This window comes from Pseudomonas sp. LAIL14HWK12:I10 (genome assembly GCF_900184205.1).
Lineage (GTDB): Bacteria > Pseudomonadota > Gammaproteobacteria > Pseudomonadales > Pseudomonadaceae > Aquipseudomonas > Aquipseudomonas kermanshahensis.
The window spans coordinates 105,261-125,141 of the sequence record NZ_FXWU01000002.1; the positions used below are offsets into that span (position 1 = coordinate 105,261).

At 62.7% G+C, this 19,881-nt stretch carries 20 protein-coding genes, 1 tRNA gene and 1 pseudogene; 10 read left to right on the forward strand and 12 right to left on the reverse strand.

The features are described 5' to 3' along the window. Positions 1-11: 11 nt before the first annotated feature. The 5 genes from dapA (at position 12) to QOS90_RS04520 (ending at position 3,707) form a co-directional block, all read left to right on the forward strand. Entirely contained in the window at positions 12-890 is an 879-nt protein-coding gene (gene dapA, locus QOS90_RS04500; protein ID WP_085272425.1) for a 4-hydroxy-tetrahydrodipicolinate synthase, read from the forward strand. Between the two features lie 17 nt (positions 891-907). Beyond that, positions 908-2,026 (forward strand): NlpB/DapX family lipoprotein, encoded by a 1,119-nt coding sequence (gene bamC / locus QOS90_RS04505; protein WP_027594647.1) that lies wholly within the window; start codon positions 908-910, stop codon positions 2,024-2,026. Then, positions 2,027-2,785 (forward strand): MBL fold metallo-hydrolase, encoded by a 759-nt coding sequence (locus QOS90_RS04510; RefSeq protein ID WP_027594646.1) that lies wholly within the window; start codon positions 2,027-2,029, stop codon positions 2,783-2,785. Positions 2,786-2,814: 29 nt separating this feature from the next. After that, positions 2,815-3,525, forward strand: a complete 711-nt coding sequence (gene purC, locus QOS90_RS04515; RefSeq protein ID WP_008097517.1) for a phosphoribosylaminoimidazolesuccinocarboxamide synthase — start codon at positions 2,815-2,817, stop codon at positions 3,523-3,525. Between the two features lie 92 nt (positions 3,526-3,617). Beyond that, positions 3,618-3,707 (forward strand) — tRNA-Ser (locus tag QOS90_RS04520). Positions 3,708-3,835: 128 nt separating this feature from the next. On the opposite strand, the gene QOS90_RS04525 is transcribed toward QOS90_RS04520, so the two are convergent. The 5 genes and pseudogenes from QOS90_RS04525 to QOS90_RS04545 form a co-directional block, all read right to left on the reverse strand. Beyond that, positions 3,836-4,180, reverse strand: coding sequence for an addiction module antidote protein (locus tag QOS90_RS04525; protein ID WP_027594645.1), 345 nt, complete (start codon positions 4,178-4,180; stop codon positions 3,836-3,838). After that, a pseudogene (locus QOS90_RS04530) lies at positions 4,173-4,298 on the reverse strand (type II toxin-antitoxin system RelE/ParE family toxin); the annotation flags it as partial. The pseudogene QOS90_RS04530 and the gene QOS90_RS04525, both read right to left, overlap by 8 nt. A 63-nt stretch (positions 4,299-4,361) precedes the next feature. After that, complete coding sequence (locus QOS90_RS04535) at positions 4,362-4,637, reverse strand: DUF3077 domain-containing protein (RefSeq protein ID WP_027594644.1); 276 nt, start codon at positions 4,635-4,637, stop codon at positions 4,362-4,364. Between the two features lie 108 nt (positions 4,638-4,745). Then, the gene (locus QOS90_RS04540) at positions 4,746-5,009 is read right to left on the reverse strand and encodes a hypothetical protein (RefSeq protein WP_027594643.1); all 264 of its coding nucleotides are present in this window, start codon (positions 5,007-5,009) and stop codon (positions 4,746-4,748) included. Between the two features lie 515 nt (positions 5,010-5,524). Continuing rightward, positions 5,525-6,142 (reverse strand): LysE family transporter, encoded by a 618-nt coding sequence (locus tag QOS90_RS04545; protein ID WP_027594642.1) that lies wholly within the window; start codon positions 6,140-6,142, stop codon positions 5,525-5,527. Positions 6,143-6,347: 205 nt separating this feature from the next. On the opposite strand from QOS90_RS04545, the gene QOS90_RS04550 reads away from it, so the two are divergent. Beyond that, positions 6,348-6,539: a DUF4223 family protein gene (locus QOS90_RS04550; RefSeq protein WP_027594641.1), complete on the forward strand. Its 192-nt coding sequence runs from the start codon at positions 6,348-6,350 to the stop codon at positions 6,537-6,539. 85 nt (positions 6,540-6,624) lie between these two features. Here QOS90_RS04550 and QOS90_RS04555 read toward each other — a convergent pair whose 3' ends face one another. From QOS90_RS04555 to QOS90_RS04565, 3 genes are all read right to left on the reverse strand, one after another. Continuing rightward, positions 6,625-9,066, reverse strand: coding sequence for a TonB-dependent siderophore receptor (locus QOS90_RS04555; RefSeq protein WP_085272426.1), 2,442 nt, complete (start codon positions 9,064-9,066; stop codon positions 6,625-6,627). A 161-nt stretch (positions 9,067-9,227) separates the two neighbouring features. Further along, on the reverse strand, positions 9,228-10,193 hold the full coding sequence (locus tag QOS90_RS04560; protein ID WP_027594640.1) for a FecR domain-containing protein: 966 nt from the start codon (positions 10,191-10,193) through the stop codon (positions 9,228-9,230). A 4-nt stretch (positions 10,194-10,197) separates the two neighbouring features. Further along, a complete protein-coding gene (locus QOS90_RS04565; protein ID WP_027594639.1) occupies positions 10,198-10,728 on the reverse strand; it encodes a sigma-70 family RNA polymerase sigma factor in 531 nt (176 codons plus the stop codon). A 334-nt stretch (positions 10,729-11,062) separates the two neighbouring features. Between QOS90_RS04565 and mqo the strand changes: the two genes are divergently transcribed. The 3 genes from mqo (at position 11,063) to QOS90_RS04580 (ending at position 14,197) form a co-directional block, all read left to right on the forward strand. Further along, positions 11,063-12,700, forward strand: a complete 1,638-nt coding sequence (gene mqo, locus QOS90_RS04570; protein WP_027594638.1) for a malate dehydrogenase (quinone) — start codon at positions 11,063-11,065, stop codon at positions 12,698-12,700. Between the two features lie 241 nt (positions 12,701-12,941). Next, entirely contained in the window at positions 12,942-13,580 is a 639-nt protein-coding gene (locus QOS90_RS04575; protein WP_085272427.1) for a hypothetical protein, read from the forward strand. Beyond that, positions 13,580-14,197, forward strand: coding sequence for a helix-turn-helix transcriptional regulator (locus tag QOS90_RS04580; RefSeq protein ID WP_027594636.1), 618 nt, complete (start codon positions 13,580-13,582; stop codon positions 14,195-14,197). The genes QOS90_RS04575 and QOS90_RS04580 overlap by 1 nt, the downstream gene beginning before the upstream one ends. A 117-nt stretch (positions 14,198-14,314) precedes the next feature. On the opposite strand, the gene QOS90_RS04585 is transcribed toward QOS90_RS04580, so the two are convergent. Beyond that, positions 14,315-14,650, reverse strand: coding sequence for an ArsR/SmtB family transcription factor (locus QOS90_RS04585; protein WP_027594635.1), 336 nt, complete (start codon positions 14,648-14,650; stop codon positions 14,315-14,317). Between the two features lie 49 nt (positions 14,651-14,699). Here QOS90_RS04585 and xenA point away from each other — a divergent pair, with 49 nt between their 5' ends. Further along, positions 14,700-15,791 carry a xenobiotic reductase XenA gene (xenA, locus tag QOS90_RS04590; protein ID WP_085272428.1) on the forward strand — a complete coding sequence of 364 codons (1,092 nt, stop codon included), beginning with the start codon at positions 14,700-14,702 and terminating at the stop codon, positions 15,789-15,791. 121 nt (positions 15,792-15,912) lie between these two features. On the opposite strand, the gene QOS90_RS04595 is transcribed toward xenA, so the two are convergent. The 3 genes from QOS90_RS04595 to QOS90_RS04605 all read right to left on the reverse strand — a co-directional run bounded on the left by QOS90_RS04595 (position 15,913) and on the right by QOS90_RS04605 (position 19,836). Next, positions 15,913-17,169, reverse strand: a complete 1,257-nt coding sequence (locus tag QOS90_RS04595) for an NAD(P)/FAD-dependent oxidoreductase (RefSeq protein ID WP_085272429.1) — start codon at positions 17,167-17,169, stop codon at positions 15,913-15,915. A 3-nt stretch (positions 17,170-17,172) separates the two neighbouring features. Then, the gene (locus QOS90_RS04600) at positions 17,173-18,750 is read right to left on the reverse strand and encodes an aldehyde dehydrogenase (NADP(+)) (protein ID WP_027594632.1); all 1,578 of its coding nucleotides are present in this window, start codon (positions 18,748-18,750) and stop codon (positions 17,173-17,175) included. A 138-nt stretch (positions 18,751-18,888) separates the two neighbouring features. Next, complete coding sequence (locus QOS90_RS04605) at positions 18,889-19,836, reverse strand: dihydrodipicolinate synthase family protein (RefSeq protein ID WP_027594631.1); 948 nt, start codon at positions 19,834-19,836, stop codon at positions 18,889-18,891. Positions 19,837-19,881 lie beyond the last annotated feature (45 nt).

Genomic DNA, 19,881 nt, shown 5'->3' on the forward strand with positions numbered 1-19,881 from the left:
GGAGCAGTTACATGATTGCGGGCAGTATGGTGGCATTGGTCACTCCCATGGATGCACAAGGGCGTCTTGACTGGGACAGCCTCGGCAAACTTGTAGACTTCCACCTGGAAAACGGCACTCATGCGATCGTCGCCGTCGGCACCACCGGCGAGTCGGCCACCCTGACTGTTGAAGAACACATCGAGGTCATCGAATTTGTTGTCAAACGTGTCAATGGCCGCATCCCGGTCATCGCGGGCACCGGCGCCAACTCCACGTCGGAAGCCGTGCACCTGACCCAGAACGCCAAAAACGCTGGCGCCGATGCCTGCCTGCTGGTCGTGCCGTACTACAACAAGCCGACCCAGGAAGGCTTGTACCAGCACTTCAAGCACATCGCTGAAGCCGTCGACATCCCGCAGATCCTCTACAACGTGCCCGGCCGCACTTCGTGCGACATGCAGGCCGATACCGTGATCCGCCTGTCGACCGTGCCGAACATCATCGGCATCAAGGAAGCCACCGGCGACCTGGCCCGCGCCAAAGCCATCCTCGATGGCGTCAGCAAGGACTTCATCGTCATGTCCGGCGACGACCCGACCGCAGTCGAGCTGATCCTGCTGGGCGGCAAGGGCAACATCTCCGTGACCGCCAACGTCGCCCCGCGCGAAATGGCCGATCTGTGCGAGGCCGCCCTTGAGGGCAATGCCGAGAAGGCCCGCGCGATCAACGAAAAACTCATGCCGCTGCACAAAGACCTGTTCTGCGAAGCCAACCCGATTCCGGTGAAGTGGGCGCTCGTTGAAATGGGCCTGATGCACAAGGGCATTCGCCTGCCGCTGACCTGGCTGAGCGAAGGCTGTCACGAAAAAGTCCGTACTGCCTTGCGCCAGTCCGGCGTACTGGTTTAATCGAGGAAGTACACCGCATGAAGCGACTGGCTGGTCTTTCCGCCCTTGCCCTGATCATTTCCAGCACCAGCGGTTGCGGCTGGCTGTGGGGCGACGAGGGTTATTTCCGCGACCGCGGCAGCGATTACCTGCAGGCGCACCCGACCGCGCCGATGCAGCTGCCGCCGGACGCCAGCAACGTCAAGCGCCTCGACCCGCTGTTGCCTATTCCGCGTAACGTTGCTGATGACCGTGCCACCGGCGAGTTCGAAGTACCGCGCCCGCAGCCCCTGACTGCGGGTGCCGAAGTCAGCGATTTCAGCCTGCAGCGCAGCGGCAACAGCCGTTGGGTCCTGGCCCAGCGCTCGCCCGCCGAAGTTTGGCCGGCAGCCCGTCAGTTCTTTGAAGACAATGGCTTCCGCATTGCTGAAGAGCGCCCACAGACTGGCGAATTCAACACCACCTGGCAGCGTTTCGACGAACTCTCCGCGTCACTCGGTCAGCGCCTGGCGAGCACCGCCAGCAGCGCAGACAGCGAAGTGCGCGTGCGTGTACGCATGGAGCCCGGCGTGCAACGCAACACCTCCGAGGTGTACATCGTCAGCGTCGAGCGCCCGGCCGGCAGCACTGCCGAACCTGGTTTCCCGTCCTCGTCCAGCAACACTGGCGCCGATGCCCTGCTGGTCGACGAAATGCTTGCCAGCATGAACCGCAGCGCCGAGAAGGGCGGGTCGGTCTCGCTGCTGGCCGCACGCGATTTCGATGCCCCGAGCCGCGTCAGCCTGAGCGAAGACGGCAGCGGCAACCCGGTGCTGTACCTGGGCGCCGACCTGGATCGTGCCTGGTCCAGCGTAGGCCGCGCCTTGGAGCAAGGTGGCGAGTGGCGTGTCGAAGACATCAACCGCAGCTTGGGCCTGTACTACATCAACCTGTCCGAAAAGCCTGACGACAAGCAGAACGAGCCGGGCTTCTTCAGCCGCCTGTTCGGCAGTGCGCCGTCCAAGGAAGAGCGTGAAGCCCGTGCCGAACGCTACCAGGTGCGCCTGAGCAAGGTCGGTGAAAGCGTGCAGGTAACGGTCGAGAAAAACATCAACACCGTGGCTCCGGCCGATGTCGCCCGCCGCGTGCTGAGCGCCATTCAGGACCACCTGGGTTAAGTGCGCTTCGCGGTACTCGGAAGCGGCAGCCAGGGAAACGGCACGCTGATCGCCAGTGGTGACACGCTTATCCTGGTCGATTGCGGGTTTTCCCTGCGTGAAACCGAGCGGCGCCTGGCGCTGCTCGGGGTCAGCGCAGCACAGCTTAGCGCCGTGCTGGTCACCCACGAACATGCCGACCACGTGCATGGGGTGGGGTTGCTGTCGCGGCGCTACAATGTACCGGTCTACCTCAGCCAAGGGACCTTGCGCGGCCTGCGCAAGCCGGTGGAGGTGGCCGGTTTTCTCGCGTGTGGCGACAGCCTGCGCATCGGTGGCCTGGAGGTGACGGCGGCGCGCGTCGAACACGACGCCTACGAGCCGTTGCAGTACGTGTTCAGCGACGGCCGACGGCGTTTCGGCATGCTCACCGACCTGGGCTCGTACGATGCGTTGTTGCTGGAGCGCTACCAAGGCCTGGATGCCTTGTTGATCGAGGCTAACCACTGCCGTGACCTGCTGGCGCGCGGGCACTACCCGGCCTTCTTGAAGCTGCGGGTGGGTGGCGCGCAAGGGCATTTGAACAATCACCAGGCTGCGCGCCTGGTGGACGAGTTGGGCTGGAGCAACCTGCAACACCTGGTGCTGGCCCACCTCAGCAGCAAGAACAACCTGCCACAACTGGCCCGCCAGTGCTTCGTCGACACCCTTGGGTGCGACCCGGACTGGCTTCAGGTGGCGAATCAGGAACACGGGCTCGACTGGCGCGAAATCGCCTAGCCCAACTACTCAAGCAAGCGGAGCCCATCATGGAAAAACGCGAAGAACTTTACCGCGGCAAGGCCAAATCGGTTTACAAGACCGACGACGCCGACCGCTTGATCCTGCTGTTCCGCAACGACACCTCGGCGTTCGACGGCAAGCGCATCGAACAGCTCGACCGCAAAGGCATGGTGAACAACAAGTTCAATGCCTTCATCATGCAAAAGCTCGAAGAAGCCGGCGTGCCGACCCAGTTCGACAAGCTGCTGGGCGACAACGAGTGCCTGGTGAAAAAGCTCGACATGATCCCGGTCGAGTGCGTGGTGCGTAACTACGCCGCGGGCAGCCTGGTCAAGCGCCTGGGCGTGGAGGAGGGCATCAAGCTGGAGCCGTCCACCTTCGAACTGTTCCTGAAGAACGACGAGAAGGGCGACCCCTTCATCAACGAATCCCACGTTGTCGCGTTCGGCTGGGGCACCGCCGAGCAGCTGGTCGAAATGAAAAAGCTGTCGCTGAAAGTCAACGAAGTGCTGAACAAGCTGTTCGATGACGCCGGTCTGCTGCTGGTCGACTTCAAGCTGGAGTTCGGCGTCTTCCACGGCCAGATCGTCCTGGGCGACGAATTCAGCCCAGACGGCTGCCGCCTGTGGGACAAAGAAACCCGCAAGAAGATGGACAAAGACCGCTTCCGTCAGGGCCTGGGCGACGTCATCGAAGCCTACGAAGAAGTTGCCAAGCGCCTGGGCGTGCCGCTGTAAGCGGCACGTTCACGCAAGCGCCTGATACCACGCGAATTTTTTTGAAATAAAGGTTTGCGTTTCATAAATTCGCTGGTATGATGCGCGCCATTGGAGAGATGCCGGAGTGGTCGAACGGGACGGATTCGAAATCCGTTGTACTGGCAACAGTACCTAGGGTTCAAATCCCTATCTCTCCGCCATACATGTGGTAGATGAAGCCCCTGAAAACGATGAGTTTTCAGGGGCTTTTTCGTTGGTCTCTAATACGCCCTCATCGGTCGCCTAGTCGGCGTCATAAAAGACGTCACCTTGGTCTAGGCGGCATCTTTTACGCTAGATGCTTATCAAGCGGCCTAACCGTTAACTCCACTCCCAGGGCAAGCATGAGCTTTTGAACTGTAGCGAAACGAGTCTTGTCGCCACCTTTGAGTGTTTTATAAAGAGATTCTCGGTTTACCCCGGCATCCTGAGCGAACTGGTTCACGCCCCTTGCTTTTGCCACTTCTCCCATGGCGTGCATCAAGACCTGAGCGTCGTTAGCCTTCATCGCTTCAGCTAGAAACGCGGCAATGGTTTCAGGGCTATCAAGGAACCGAGAGGCTTCGAAAGGCTTGGTATTGCTCAAATCTAGATCGAGGATTGGCATCTCGTCGTGATGGGCTGTGTTACTCATGATTTTTACCTCGCAGGGCGTCAAGAATTTCCTTCGCTCGTTTAATGCTTCTGGATTGAGCCGTCTTATCACTGCCGTAGAGCATCAGGTAGCGGGTTGTGCCTGTACGCACGTAGTAGTGAGATAGCCATCTTGATGATGGCGCCTTGGCGGAGAGGTTCGATGCCTTCGTTGCCTGTCCCTAAAGCTTCATCATCCCCAGTTCCGCATCATCAAGCAGCGCTTTGGCCATCGCGCTCAGGTAATGCGAAGCCCAGATCAACTTCTGATCGCCCTCCATCAACCCTGTCAGGGTCATGTCGCGTACATAGCCCATCAGCTCGGATGCCTGTTCGCGGGCGCTTTGGCAGCAGATGCCTGGCTCGATGCGAAAGAGTGGGTGGGTTTGGTTTTCGCCTTGGTAGAACGTTGTCAGGCCGACCGTGGTGGGCGGCTTTGGGGTGGCTGTAGTCGTCATTTAACTCCCTGAAATCTTTAGTGCCGGGTCTGGCCCCTTCGCGGGTGAACCCGCTCCCACAGGTATGGAGAAGAGCCCTGTGGGAGGGGTACGCAGCTACTCGAACGTTCAATGCACCGTGCCCGGCGCTGCGGGGATGTGCGGCTGCATCTGCAATTGCATCAATGCGGACTCAACCAGGCTTTGTACTGCCTCCATCTCGTGGATGACTGCCTGCATCACGATCGAGTTGGGGGAGGTGGGCTTGAGTTGCACTGATTGGCGGGCTACAGACAGGGCACAGAGGACGTACTCTGTGGATTGGATCAGGGTGTCCTGCAATATCTGCGAGGAATTGAGGGAGTAGGGCGGATCGGGGACTATCTTGCGCATGAAAGCTCCTTGGGTAAGTGGAGCTGCCTGGCAACGCTGTCAAACGAATGGAGGCAGCTATACACAGGTTGACAGACCGGTACCCAAGCAACCCGGCGCACACGAATGTGCCCTATGTACAGCCGCCATGAAGCGCTGCAGCGGAAACTTGGGTTGTCGGCCTGTCAAAGCCAGTCGTTGATTTGGCAACGACACGGCGAGACTAGAGCGCGACCCAAGCACTCGCAACAGTTTGAGCGGATCGGCAGTATGTTTGGGAAATGGACTACAAGATAGGGGAAAAAACTGAAGGTTAGCTGTAGGGCGGATGGCTGATTCGCCATCCTTTACAGTTCAAGAAATGACAACTGCGCTCTTCTGTTATTTATGCGTTTTGGGTAAACCTGGGGCCGCTTTGCGGCCCATCGCAGGCAAGCCAGCTCCTACAGGTAAAGCGCAAGCCTTGAAGGCAGTGCAGTACCTGTAGGAGCTGGCTTGCCTGCGATGGGCTGCGCAGCAGCCCCGGAAATCTCGAATCAGCGCATCGCCGCCAGCTTGATCCCGAACCCAACCAGGCAAACCCCCGCCAACCGCTCGAACAGGTTGGCAATCCGTGGGTTCGCGCGCATGCGTTCGGCCAGCTTGTGGGTCAATACCACCGCAATCAGCCCATACAGGAACGTCACCACCGCCACGGTCGCCGCCAGAAAGCCAAAGGTCAGCAACCCCTGGTGCTTCACCGGGTCGACGAACAGCGGGAAAAACGCCATGTAGAACATGATCGCCTTGGGGTTGAGCAAGGTGATCATCATCGTCTGGCGCAAGTAGTGGCCGTTGTCCATGCGGCTTGCACGCGGGGCGCCGCCGGGTTTGCTCAGCACCATGCGCAGGCCCAGGTAGGCCAGGTACGCAGCCCCCGCCCATTGCACCACGTGGAAGGCGGCAGGGTAGGCGGCAAGTAAGGTGGCCACGCCGGCCACGGCCAGCCACAGCAGCACCTGGTCACCCAGGATTACCCCGAAGGTCGCCGCCAAGCCGGCCTTGATGCCACCCTTGCCCGTGGCCGTGATCAAGGCAAAGTTGCCTGGGCCAGGGATGGCCAGGACGATGATGAAGGCGATGACGAAGGCGCCGTAGTCGGTAACACCCAGCATGGGGGGAACTCCTGTAATAGTGCAGGTGCAAGGCAGAACTACAGACTATCTTCCCCGGCGGCTTACTTTTCAACTGTCGGTTAATGCTGCGATAACGCGACGTATTGTTACATCGAGCCCTCTGTGACTTGGATCCAATGCTTTGGTTCTGTATGATCCGGGCGCCATCAGTACGATGGCCGACGATTCATTTAAAGGACTTAGTATGAAAAAGCTGTTGAAAGCCACTGTTGCCGTTGCTGTCGTTTCGGGCGTTGCCCTGCTGTCCGGCTGCACTGGTCAAGTCTACAACCAGCAGAAGAACTGCTCGTACGACTACCTGTTCCACCCTTCGGTTTCCATCTCCAAGGTCATCGGTGGCTGCGGCCCGATCGATAAACTGCCTCAGCCGCAGTAATCTTGGCGATACGCTGATCGCGACGCTTGCGGCGTGATCCAAGGACCCCGGTCATGCAGATGCCCGGGGTCTTTTGTTTAAGGGATCACCAGCGCAACGAAACGGTACCGAGCAAGGTCCGCTCTTCACCCCAGTAGCAACGCCCGGCGTTGTTGCAGCCTGCTACATACTCTTTGTCGAACAGGTTGCGGGCATTGACCTCGACTGACCAATTTTCGTCGAGGGTATACCCCACCTTGGCATCCACCAGCGTGACATCACCGGTATCGAGCTTGCCGTACAGGCTCGCCGGGGTATAAGCGAAGGTGCTGTCGAAGTGACGCACGCCACCGCCGATCTGCAGCCCCTTCAACAGCCCGTCACGAAAACGGTAGGTGCTCCACACCGATGCCTGGTTGCGCGGCACGCCGGTCATCTGGTGGTCTTCATACAGCGAGCCCGCCACGTCCTTGGTTATGCGCGAATCGGTGTAGGTGTAGGCCGCAGTGAGGTTGAGGTTTTCGCTCAGGTCGCTGTTGAGCTCCAGCTCCACACCCTTGGCGCGGCTGGCGCCGATCTGGCGGTAGTCGCCGACGCTTGAGTCGAACAGCACATCGTCCTTCTTGCGCAGGTCATACACCGACGCGGTAAAGGCGGTGTTCCAGCCCTTGGGCTCGTACTTGATACCCACTTCGTACTGTTCGCTGGTGGTCGGGTCCAGCGGGCCGCTCTTGCTCTCGGTCTGCTGGGTGGGGGCAAAGGCAGTGGAGTAGCTGAAGTACGGCGACAGGCCGTTTTCGAACTGGTACATCACGCCAGTCTGCCAGGTGAAGTCGCTGTCCCAGCTGTCCATGTCGGCTTGTGCATTGAGGGTACCGGCCTTGTTGCGGAACTGGCTGTTGACCCGGTCCAGGCGCCCGCCGAGCAGCAACACCCAGTTGTCGACCTTGGTTTGCAGCTGGCTGTAGAGGCCGTACATGGTCTGTTCGAGCAAGGCGTTCTGCACGTGTAAAGGCGTGCTTGGCTTGCCATTCCAGACCGGGTTGAACACGTTGATGGTGCCGCCGTTGCCGGCATCCCAGTCCTGGTTGAACGAAGTGCGGTCAAGGCTCGCCCCCAGCAGCAGGGTGTGCTCGAACTCACCGTTGTCGAAGTGGCCTTCGAACTGGTTGTCCAGCGAGTAGGCGATGGACTTGTTGTAGCGGTCGTAGGCAGTGTTGCCCAAGGTGGTGCCGAAGCCGCCGTTGTTCAGGCTGCCTGGCCACATCTCCTGGCGGTCGATGCGCGACTGCATATAGCGCGAATTCTGGCGGAACTGCCAGGTGTCGTTGAAGCGGTGGCTGAACTCATAGCCCAGGCTCCAGGTTTCGCGTTCGAAGTTGTCCCAGTCCGGGTTGCCGGACAGCTGGTCCTTGTCGATCTTGCCGTTGGGGTTGTGCAGCAAGGTGCCGGCTGCGGGGTAGCCCAACTCCATCAAGGTGCGGTCGCGCTGGTAGGTGGCCAGCACGGTCAGGCTGTTGAACTCGTCGAAGTTCAGGGTCAGCGACGGGGCGATGTAGAGGCGGTCATCAGGCTGGTGATCGACCTGGGTATCGGCGTTGCGGCCCATCATTACCAAGCGGCCAAGCACATTGCCTTCATCGTTCAACGGGCCGGAGACGTCGACACCCAGCTGGCGGCGGTTGTGCGAGCCATAGCTCAGCTGCACTTCGCCGCGGGCCTCGGCGGTCGGCCGTTTGCTTACCAGGTTGACCACGCCACCTGGGGCGTTCTCGCCGTACAGGATCGAGGTCGGGCCGCGGAACACTTCCACCCGCTCGAGGCCATAGGGTTCGCTGCTGGTGTCGTAACGGTTGCCTTGCACCCGCAGGCCATCGCGCAGCAGGCCGTAGCCATAGTCGGTGGCGTTGAAACCACGGATGAAGAACAGGTCGCCCGCCTGGCCGTCACCGCCGGCAAAGGGTGGGGAGAAGATGCCCGGTACATAGCCGAGCACTTCGGTGAGGGTTTGCGATTGCTGGTCGTCCATGCGCTGGCGCGTCACCACCGAGACCGAGCGCGGGGTGTCGGCCAGGGCGCTGCTGGTCTTGCTGGCCGTGGCGCTGGAGACGGCACGGTAGCCCGTGTCGCCCTGGCCATTGCTGGCAGCCAGGGTGGCGGCGTTGATGGCGGTGGCATCCAGTTGCAAAGCATTGCCGTCTTCGACCGGTTGCAGCACATAGCCGCTGCTGCCTTGCGGTATAGCCTGCAGGCCGCTGCCTTGCAGCAGACGGGCCAGCCCTTGGGTGACGCTGTAGCGGCCTTGCAGGCCCTGGCTGGTTTTACCGGCGGCCAATGCGTTGCTGCCGGCCAGGTAGATGCCGGCCTGGCTGCTGAACTGGTTGAGGGCGCTGGTCAGCGAGCCGGGGGCGATGTTGAAGGCAGTCTCGGCATTGATCGCTTGTTCGGCGTGCGCCAAGGTCGCCGGCAGCATTAGCGGTGCAGCGGCACAAAGGGAAAGCGGGGCGGCAAGCGCCAGGCGAAAGGCGGGGTGGAGGGGCGTCGGCATGCTGGTCCCTGAGGTCGATACGGTCAGTTGAGGGAGGTTGTGAGGGGTTAACCGAACGAGATTGGGAAAAGGGAACCGGTTGGTGCGGTTTTTTTGCATGAGGACTTTGGGGGGGGTATGGCGCTACAAACCTATCGGCAACCATCCATCAGCCCCACTCCTCACGCCGGCTCGACGCTCACCCACCAGGGCGTCAGCCTTTGCACACGAACCGGCAGCGCGGCCTGCAGCAGGTCGAGTGCGCGGTCGGTATCGTTGAGCGGAAAAGCCCCCATCACCGACAGCTGTGCCACCGACGGGTGCCAGCCCAGGTGGCCATGGCGATAGCGGCCCAGCGTCTGCAACAGCTGCGCCAGGGGCATGTCCTCGGCATTCAGGCGCTGATGAATCCACGACTCGCCCGCGCTCTGCGCCGGGCGCGGCGCGCTGATGCCCTGGGCGGTGAAGACCACCTGCTGCCCGGCCTGGACAATAAGGCGCTCGGCCCGCTTCGCAGTGCACACTTCGACCGCACCGGCGTACACGTCCAGCCGCGTGGTCTCGCCCTGCTGGCACACCGCAAAACGGGTACCGAGGGCTTGCATGCGACCTTGCGCGGTGTCGACAAAAAATGGCCGGCGCGAGTCGGCGGCGGTTTCCACCAGGATTTCGCCAAAACGCAACGTGAGCACGCGGCTCAGCGCAGAGAACTCCAGGTCCACTGCACTCTGGGCGCCCAGCCACAGCTGGCTGCCGTCGGCCAGGCGGGTTTGCCGGGTTTCACCAATGCCGGTGGCAAGGTCGGCACCCCAGCCCGGCAGTGGCGCACCCCGCCAGGCCTGCGAGCCGAGCAGCGAGCTGGCGCCGAGCACCAGCAACGTCTTGAGCCCGGTGCGCCGGCTGAAGCGGCGCGGGTCGTGCTCGCGCAGGGCCCGGCCCGCGGCAGTGCCTTCGGCCTGCAAAGGCGCGAAGCGCTGGCCGACACGTTGCACGTAGTGCCAGGCTGCGCGGTGGTCGCCGTGCTGGTCGAGCCAGTGTTGCCACTGGTGGTGCACCTGCGGGCCGGCGTCCTCGTCCTGCAGTTGCACGTACCAGTGCGCGGCTTCTTGCAAACTGGCGTGGCTGAGTTTCTGTGTGGGTGTGCTCATGGCGTCATTCCACCAGCACGCCGTCGAGTTCGGCTTCAAGGATGGCGCAGTGCAAAAAGGCCTGCGCCAGGTACTTCTTGATCATGCGTTCGCTGACGCCAATGTGCGCGGCGATATCGCGGTAGGCCAGGCCATCGAGTTGTGCCAGCAGAAACGCCTGGCGCACCTTGCCGGGCAAGCGCAACAGCATCGCGTCCACCTCGTGCAGGGTTTCGACGATGATCGCTCGCTGCTCGGGGGAGGGCTGCACGGCTTCGGGCTGCAACGCCAGCTGTTGCAGCCAGGCATGCTCCAGCCGCTGGCGCCGCCAGTGGTCCACGCACAGGCCACGGGCGATGGTGGCCAGGTAGGAGCGTTCAGCGCGCTCCCCATCGAATTGGCGCGGGCGGTTGAGGATGCGCAGGAACGTGTCCTGAACCAGGTCGGCAGCATCGCAACGGCTGCCCAGGCGCCGGTACAAAAAGCCAAGCAACCAGCGCGAATGGCTGTGGTACAGGCTATGGATGGAGGTGTTCAACTCAGGTATCGAAACCACGGCGGCATCCGGCGCGAGCGCGTACTGGTGCGAATGAGAAATGATCGCAATAGTAGGGGTGGCGGAAGAATACTGCAATCGCTGTCGAATATTCCCGCGTGGCTGGGACAACCTGTCGCCTTGACGCGCAGCCCCTCAATTTGTTTGTGCTGGCAATTCAGATACAATCGGAAAAACGTTTCAGCGATGGCGGGTCAATTCGACCATTGGCTGGGCGTTCACTGTTTCTCTTGGCTGCTGACTCCAATGATCAATAACAAGCGCGCGCTGAAGGACAGAACGACACGAGGCCCCGCCTAGGCCTCCCTTACGTGCTAACCATTGGGATTGATCAATGTTCAAGAAAGCTGGCAAGACCTTGCTGGGTCTGGCTGTCGCGGCGAGCGTCATGCAAGCGCACGCGGTAGAAACCAAGAAAGTCGACGTGCTGCTGGTCGGCGGCGGCATCATGAGTTCCACCCTGGCGGTCTGGCTGCACGAGCTGGAGCCGAGCTGGTCGATGGAAATGGTCGAACGCCTGGACGGCGTCGCCGAAGAAAGCTCTAACGGCTGGAACAACGCCGGTACCGGCCACTCCGCGCTGGCCGAGCTGAACTACACCCCGGAAGACAAAGACGGCAACGTCAACATCACCAAGGCCATCGAAATCAACGAAGCCTTCCAGATCTCCCGCCAGTTCTGGTCGTGGCAGGTGCGTCAGGGCGTGCTGAAGAACCCGCATTCGTTCATCAACAGCACCCCGCACATGAGCTTCGTCTGGGGCGATGACAACATCAAGTTCCTCAAGAAGCGTTATGACGCGCTGCAGGCCAGCCCGCTGTTCCGCCCGATGCAGTATTCCGAGGACCACGCGCAGATCGCCAAGTGGGTCCCGCTGATGATGGAAGGCCGCGACCCTAACCAGAAGCTGGCCGTGACCTGGACGCCGATTGGCACCGACGTCAACTTCGGCGAGATCACCCGCCAGTTCGTTGGCCACCTGAAGACCCAGGACAAGTTTGACCTGAAGCTGTCCAGCGAAGTGCAGGACATCACCCGCAACAAGGACGGCTCCTGGCACGTCGAGTACAAGAACCTGAAGGACGGTACCGAATCGGCCACCGACGCCAAGTTCCTGTTCATCGGTGCCGGCGGCGGCGCGCTGAAGCTGCTGCAGAAGTCGGGCATCCCTGAGGCCAAGGAATACGCCGGCTTCCCGGTGGGCGGCTCGTTCCTGGTGACCGAGAACCCGACCGTTGCCATGCAGCACATGGCCAAGGCCTACGGCATCGCCTCGACCGGCGCGCCACCCATGTCGGTACCGCACCTGGACACCCGCGTGCTGGACGGCAAGCGCGTGATCCTGTTTGGGCCATTCGCGACCTTCTCGACCAAGTTCCTGAAGAACGGCTCGTACCTCGACCTGCTGGGCAGCACCACGCTGCACAACGTGTGGCCGATGACCAAGGTCGGTATCGAACAGTACCCGCTGGTGGAGTACCTCGCGGGCCAGCTGATGCTGTCTGACGACGACCGCTTCGAAGCCCTGCGCACCTACTTCCCGAACGCCAAGAAAGAAGACTGGCGCCTGTGGCAGGCCGGCCAGCGCGTGCAAATCATCAAGCGTGATGCCGAGAAAGGCGGCGTGCTGAAGCTGGGTACCGAAGTCGTGGCCTCCGAGGACCGCACCATTGCCGGCCTGCTGGGTGCCTCGCCAGGTGCTTCGACTGCTGCGCCGATCATGCTGAACGTGCTCGAAACCGTGTTCAAAGAGAAGGTGGCGACGCCTGAGTGGCAAGCCAAGATCAAAGAGATCGTGCCGAGCTACGGTACCAAGCTGAATGATTCGGCAGCCGCCACGCAGAAAGAGTGGAACTACACCGCTGAAGTGCTGCAGTTGGAGAAGCCGCCAGTGATCGACGCCAGCGTCGATTTCGGTGCTGCGCCAGGCAAAGCAGTTGAAAGCAAGCCAGAGAACGACATGGCGCTGTAAGCGACACTGTTGTGAACGAAAGCCACGGGGGTGACCTCGTGGCTTTTTTATTGCCTGTACCGGCCTCTTCGCGGGTGAACCCGCTCCCACAGGTTTAGCACACTACCTGTGGGAGCGGGTTCACCCGCGAAAGGGCCGGCACCGAAAACCGCTGATCGGAAACCCTGGCGGGAGCGAATAAAAACATATTTTGATGCTTAAATTAATCTTGTCAGTCGATCCCCTCCAGGAGGGTGCCGTCATGAACCTCAAGATTGCTGCCTTACTGCTGCTAGCGCTGTGCGCACAGCCGGCATGGAGCCAGAGTTACTCAACCGCTACCCCCGCCGCCAAACCCGCCCAAGCCGGTGCACTGACCACGCGCCTGGCCCTGCGCGACCTGTGGGTCGAGCACATTTTCTGGGTCCGCAACTACGCCGTGGCCAACCAGGCCGGCAATGCCAAGCAAGCCGCAGTCGCTGCCAACGAAGTGGTCGCCGATGCCACCCGCATCGCCAACAGCATTGCGCCGTTGTACGGCCAGACGGCAGCCGACCAGTTGCTCAAACTGCTTGCCGGCCACTGGGGCGCCATCAAGCACTACAGTGACGCCACCGTGGGCAAAGACAAAAAAGGCCAGCAGGCCGCTGTCGATGACCTGACCAGTAACGCCAAGGCGCTTGCAGCGTTCCTGGCCAAGGCCAACCCCAACCTGCCCGAGCAGACCCTGATCACGATGCTCGGCGCCCATGGCGGCCATCATATTGCGCAAATCGACCAGCTTGCCGCTGGCGACTATGCCGGTGAGGCACGCACATGGGGGATGATGCGCGAGCATATCCTGGCACTGGCGGACGCCTTGACGGCGGCGCTGGTCAAGCAGTTCCCGGACAAGTTCTGATGCTCGAAGGGCTTGGCCGTACCCAACAGGACCTGCTCCATGCATTGCTGCATCAGCCGGCTGGCATGAGCATCGACGATCTGGCGCAGGCCCTGGCCATCACCCGCACCGCGGTGCGTCAGCACCTGGCCGCACTGGAGCGTGACGGCCTGGTGATGCGCGGTGCCACCCGGCCTACCGGGCGCCGCCCGGAGCAACTGCACCAGCTCACCGAGCATGCCCGCGAGCTGTTCCCGCGGCAGTATCCGCTGTTGGCCAATCTGTTGATCGATGAAGTGGCCGGCATCATCGGCCATGACGCCTTGCAGGTGCTGATGCGCCAGTTGGGGCGCAAGCTGGCGGCAGACCTGGAGCGGCAGGTGGTGGATGAAGCGCGCATCGTTCAGCACATGAACACGGCCGGGTATGAGGCCGAGGTGTTCTTTCGCTCAGCCGGGGAGCCGCAGATCGTCGCGCACAATTGCGTGTTCCATCACCTGGCCAAGGCGCACCCCGTGGTGTGTGAGCTGGACCTGGCGCTGATCGGGGCGCTGGGGGGCGCCGAGGTCAGCCATGAAGAATGCATGCTGAGGGGAGGGCAGGTGTGCAGGTTTGCACTGCGTAAGGAACAGACTTGATGCTGATAGTGCGGGCCTCTTCGCGGGTAAACCCGCTCCCACAGGATCTGCGCCAACTTCAAGTCTGGCGATGTACCTGTAGGAGCGGGCTTGCCCGCGAAGAGGCCCGCACAGCAATCACTGCTGCCGCAGAATGCACGCCAGTAACCCAGGGAACCGTTCGTCGAGCATTTCGCTGCGCAGCGAGTTCATGTGGGTCGTGCCGACATTACGCGTATGCACCAACCCCGCATCGCGCAACACGCGAAAATGGTGCGACATGCTCGACTTCGGCCGGCCGCCGTCCAGCTCGCCGCAGCTGGCCTCCGCCACGCCCGCCAAGTGGCGCACGATTTCCATGCGCACGGGGTCGCTCAAGGCGTAAAGCAGGCGCTCGAGGATCAGGTCTTCAGGGTTGGGATGTTTGTAGGCTCGCATGGTCGACATGATAACGGGCCTTTCAATTATTGCCATAGTTCGATTATGATCGAACTATCGTATTCAGATGAACCCGGAGTCCCTCATGTCCGCATTGTTCGAACCCTATACCCTCAAAGACGTCACCCTGCGCAACCGCATCGCGATTCCGCCCATGTGCCAGTACATGGCCGAGGACGGCATGGTCAATGATTGGCACCACGTCCACCTGGCCGGCTTGGCCCGGGGTGGTGCCGGCCTGGTGGTGGTCGAAGCCACTGCAGTCGCGCCGGAAGGGCGCATTACCCCCGGCTGCGCCGGTATCTGGAGCGACGCCCATGCCCAGGCGTTCGTGCCGATGGTGCAGGCGATCAAAGCAGCAGGCTCAGTGCCGGGCATCCAGATTGCCCATGCCGGGCGCAAGGCCAGCGCCAACCGCCCGTGGGAAGGGGACGACCATATCGCCGCCGACGATGCCCGCGGCTGGCAGACCATCGCCCCCTCGGCCATCGCCTTCGGCGCTCACTTGCCGAAAGTACCGCGCGAAATGACCTTGGACGACATTGCCCGGGTCAAGCAGGACTTCGTCGATGCCGCCCGCCGTGCGCGCGAGGCGGGCTTTGAGTGGATCGAGCTGCACTTTGCCCACGGTTACCTGGGCCAAAGCTTCTTCTCCGAGCATTCCAACCAGCGTACCGACGCCTACGGTGGCAGCTTCGAGAACCGTAGCCGCTTCTTGCTGGAAACCCTGGCAGCCGTGCGTGAGGTGTGGCCGGAGAACCTGCCGCTGACCGCCCGCTTTGGTGTGCTGGAATATGACGGTCGCGATGAGCAGACCTTGGACGAGTCCATCGAGTTGGCCCGGATGTTCAAAGCCGGTGGCCTGGACCTGCTGAGTGTCAGCGTCGGCTTCACCATCCCTGAGACGAACATCCCGTGGGGCCCGGCGTTCATGGGGCCGATTGCCGAGCGCGTACGCCGCGAGGCCGGCCTGCCGGTGACGTCGGCGTGGGGCTTTGGTACGCCGCAGCTGGCTGAAGGCGCGCTGAAAGCCAATCAGCTCGACCTGGTGTCGGTAGGGCGTGCGCACCTGGCGGACCCGCACTGGGCGTACTTCGCGGCCAAGGAGTTGGGGGTGGATAAAGCGTCGTGGACCTTGCCGGCGCCTTATGCGCACTGGCTTGAGCGTTATCGCTGAGTGATGCAGGGGGCTGCTGCGCAGCCCAATCGCCGGCAAGCCGGCTCCCACAGGTGGTGCGCATGCCGGCCTCTGTGGGAGCCGGCTTGCCGGCGATTGGGCCGCAAAGCGGCCCCAGGCTTCAAAACCGATCCAACCGATAAGCTTCCATCTGCGGCCCTCTTTCCTGGTCGGCAAGCCGCCCCACCCATTCGGCCGTCACCGCCGCCTGGGTCAACCCCAGGTGCTGATGCCCGAACGCAAGCATCACCCGTCCCTCGCACACTTGGTCGATCACCGGCAATGAATCCGGCAATGACGGCCTGAAGCCCATCCACGGCGTCGCCCCTTCGGCATCGAGATCTTGCTGGAACAAGCCCTTGCTCAGCCGATGTAGCTGCCATGCCCGCTGCATGCTTGGCGGCGCATCGAGCCCGGCGAATTCCACCGTGCCGGCCAGCCGTAACCCGTCGGCCATCGGCGTCATGATAAACTTGCGCTCCAGCGAGGTGACGGCAAAGGGCAGCCGTTGATGTTCACCCGGCAACATCAGGTGGTAGCCACGTTCGGTGTCCAGCGGCACCCGCTTGCCGGTAAGGGCCGCAGTGAGTTTGGCCGAATGCGCGCCGCAACTGATCAACACCTGGCGCGCGTTGAACGTGCCTTGGTCGCTGGCCAGGCTGACGCCGCTGCCGTGCAGGTGCCCGCCGTCAACGTGCGCCTGGACGAAGCGAACCCCACTGGCCTTGGCCGCTTCGAACAGCTCGCAGACCACGCGGTACGGGTCGATGAAATGCCCGGTACGGGGAAAAAACAGCCCGCCCAGGATCGAGCGGCTCAACTGAGGCGCCGTTGCCCGTACGCTGTCGGCCGACCAGTACTCCGCCGGCACCGCCTGCTGCTGCATGCGCGCCTGCAAGGCCGCCAGTGCCTGGCGCGATTCGTTGCGTTCGAACACCAGCAACGACCCCTCTTCCTTGAACAGGTCGCTGCGCCCAATCGAGCCGAGCAACCGCTGCCAGGCCGCCAGGCTGCCTTCGTTCAGCGCACGGATGCCAGCCACGCTGCGCTGAAACGGCGCGGGCCGCAGGTTGAGCAGCAAGCGGGTGAACCAGGGCATGGCCTTGGGCAAGTACTTCCAGTCCAGGCGCAGCGGGCCCATCGGGTCCATCAGCATGCTGGGCAGGCGTTTGAGAATCGACAAGTCGGCAATCGGGAACACCTGCTCGGTGGCCAGGTGCCCGGCGTTGCCGAACGAGGCGCCGTGGCCAGGTGGCTCGCGGTCGATCAGCAGCACCCGACGGCCTTGCCTTGCCAGTTGCAGGGCACAGGCGACGCCGACGATGCCGGCGCCGACCACAGCGATATCAGTTTCAGCAGCGTTGAGCGGCTCGACCATGGTTCAGCCTTCCCGCTTGCCGTCGAGCAACCGGCGCAGTTGCAGCGGGTTGCCGTGGCGCAAGGCCTCTGGCAGCAGCCCGTCTGGGAAGTCCTGGTAGCACACCGGGCGCAGGAAGCGCAGGATCGCCGCCGTGCCCACCGACGTGGTGCGGGCATCGGAAGTAGCCGGGAATGGCCCGCCATGGACCATCGCATCGCACACCTCGACCCCGGTCGGCCACCCGTTGACCAGGATGCGCCCGGCCTTGCGTTCCAAGGTCGGCAACAGGGCGCGGGCACTGTCGATGTCGGCCTCATCCAGTTGTAGCGTCGCGGTCAGTTGGCCTTCCAGGTGCTCGGCCACCTGGCGCACCTGCGCGTCGCTGTCGCACGCCACCACCAGTGAGGCAGCGCCGAAGACCTCGGCTTGCAGCGCCGGGTCGGTCAGAAACGCGCTGGCCTGGGTCACGAACAACTGGGCTTGGCACTGGTTAGGGCCTTGCGCCGGTTGACCGCTGGCGGCCACGTGGGCGTTGCTGTTCTCGGCCAATGCGCCAACGCCCGTTTCATAAGCGCTGAAAATACCGGGGGTGAGCATGGTTTGTGCGGCTGCACGTTGCACCTGCTCGCTGGCGGCGTCGACGAAGCGTTGCAGCGCCGGCCCTTGGCGGGCGATCACCAGGCCAGGGTTGGTGCAGAACTGCCCGGCGCCTTGGGTCAGCGAAGCGACGAACCCTTGCGCCAGTGCTTCGCCGCGACGCTGCAGGGCGGCGTCAAACAGGAACACCGGGTTGATCGAACTCATCTCGGCGTACACCGGGATAGGCTCTGGGCGGGCCTGCGCGGCGTGGCACAGGGCGATGCCCCCGCTGCGCGAGCCGGTAAAACCGACGGCCTTGATGCGCGGGTCGCTGACCAGGGCGATGCCCACTTCACGGCCCGCGCCGTACAACAGCGAGAACACGCCTTCAGGCAGGCCACAGTGCTTCACGGCGTGCGCCACTGCCTGGCCCACCAGCTCGCTGGTGCCAGGGTGGGCGCCGTGGGCCTTGACCACCACCGGGCAACCCGCGGCCAGTGCCGAAGCCGTGTCGCCGCCGGCCACCGAGAAGGCCAGGGGGAAGTTGCTGGCGCCAAACACCGCCACCGGCCCCAGGGCCACCTGGCGCTGGCGCAGGTCGGGGCGCGGCAGGGGCTGGCGCTCGGGCAGGGCATTGTCGACCCGCACGTCCAGCCATTCGCCGGCACGTACCACACGGGCGAACGTGCGCAGTTGCGTGCAGGTGCGGCCGCGTTCGCCTTGGATGCGTGCCTTGGGCAGGCCCGTCTCGGCGACGGCGCGGTCGATCAGTGCATCGCCCAGGGCCTCGATCTGTTCGGCGATGGTTTCAAGAAAGTGTGCCCGTTGTTCGAGCGAGGTCTCGCGGTAGTCATCGAACGCCGCCCAGGCCAGTGCGCAGGCCTGGGCCACGTGTTCGCCAGTGCCGCCGAGGTAGGCGGGTTCGAGCGCTTGGCCGGTGGCCGGGTCGATGGCGCGGATGGCGTCGCGGCTGCCGGTTACCGGCGTTTGGCCAATCAGCAGGTTGCCTGTCAGGGGCATAGAGCCTCCTTTGGAGTCGGATTCAGGTGCAAGGGTGTAGCGCATACCCAGTGGGAGCGGGTTTACCCGCGAAGCAGGCACCACGGTGCATGGCACCGGCTTCACCGGTGTTCGCGGGCAAGCCCGCTCCCACAGTGATCAGGCGACGTTTTGCTCGGCCGACCAGTTGGCGTACCACTGGCGGAACAGCGCGTATTGCTGTTCGGCGTAGTTGCGCTGGGCATCGGTCAGGGCGTCGGTCTCGTTGAAGTGCAGGCTGTACTCGCGGTCGCCGTTGAGCACCATCAGGTGCTTGTAATACAGCACCAGGTCGCAGCCTTCATCGAACGAGGACAACACCGCCAGCGCCGCTTCCAGTTCGCGGGCCAGGCGCCGGGCCTTGGCATCACCTTTGGCAGCCTGCTTGCTCAGGCTCACCAGTTGCAGCACTTCACGGGGCAGTGCGTTGCCGATGCCGGTGATGGCACCGGTGGCATTGCAGTTGACGAAGCCATGCACCACTTGGGTGTCGACGCCGACCATCAGGGTCACGTCATCGTCCTTGGAGGTGATGTGCTCGGCGGCGTAGCGCAGGTCGGCGCCACCGCCAAATTCCTTGAAGCCGATCAGGTTCGGGTATTCGCGGCGCAGCTCGAAGAACAGGTCGGCGCGGGTGGCAAAGCCGTAGTAGGGGCTGTTGTAGATGACTGCCGGCAGTTTCGGCGCGGCGGCCAGGATGGCCGAGAAGTGGTGCTTCTGGGCGATCAACGAAGCGCCGCGGGACAGTACACGCGGGATCACCATCAGGCCGGCCGCACCAACTTCGGCGGCATGGGCCGCGTGGGAAACCGCTTCACGGGTATTCACCGCGCCGGTGCCGACGATGGTCGGGATGCCGGCAGCCACCAGGCGCGCCACGCCTTCTTGGCGTTCGGCCTCGGTCAGCAGCGGCCAGTCGCCCATCGAGCCGCAGTACACCACGGCGCTCATGCCGGCTTCGATCAGCTCGCGGCCTTTGCGTACCAGGGCGTCGAAGTCCGGTTTGCGCGCGGCGGTGCAGGGGGTCATCAGGGCAGGCATGCAGCCGGTGAAGATGTTGTCGCTCATGGGTGTCACTCCTTGCAGTATTCAGTCTGGGTTGCGAATAAAAAG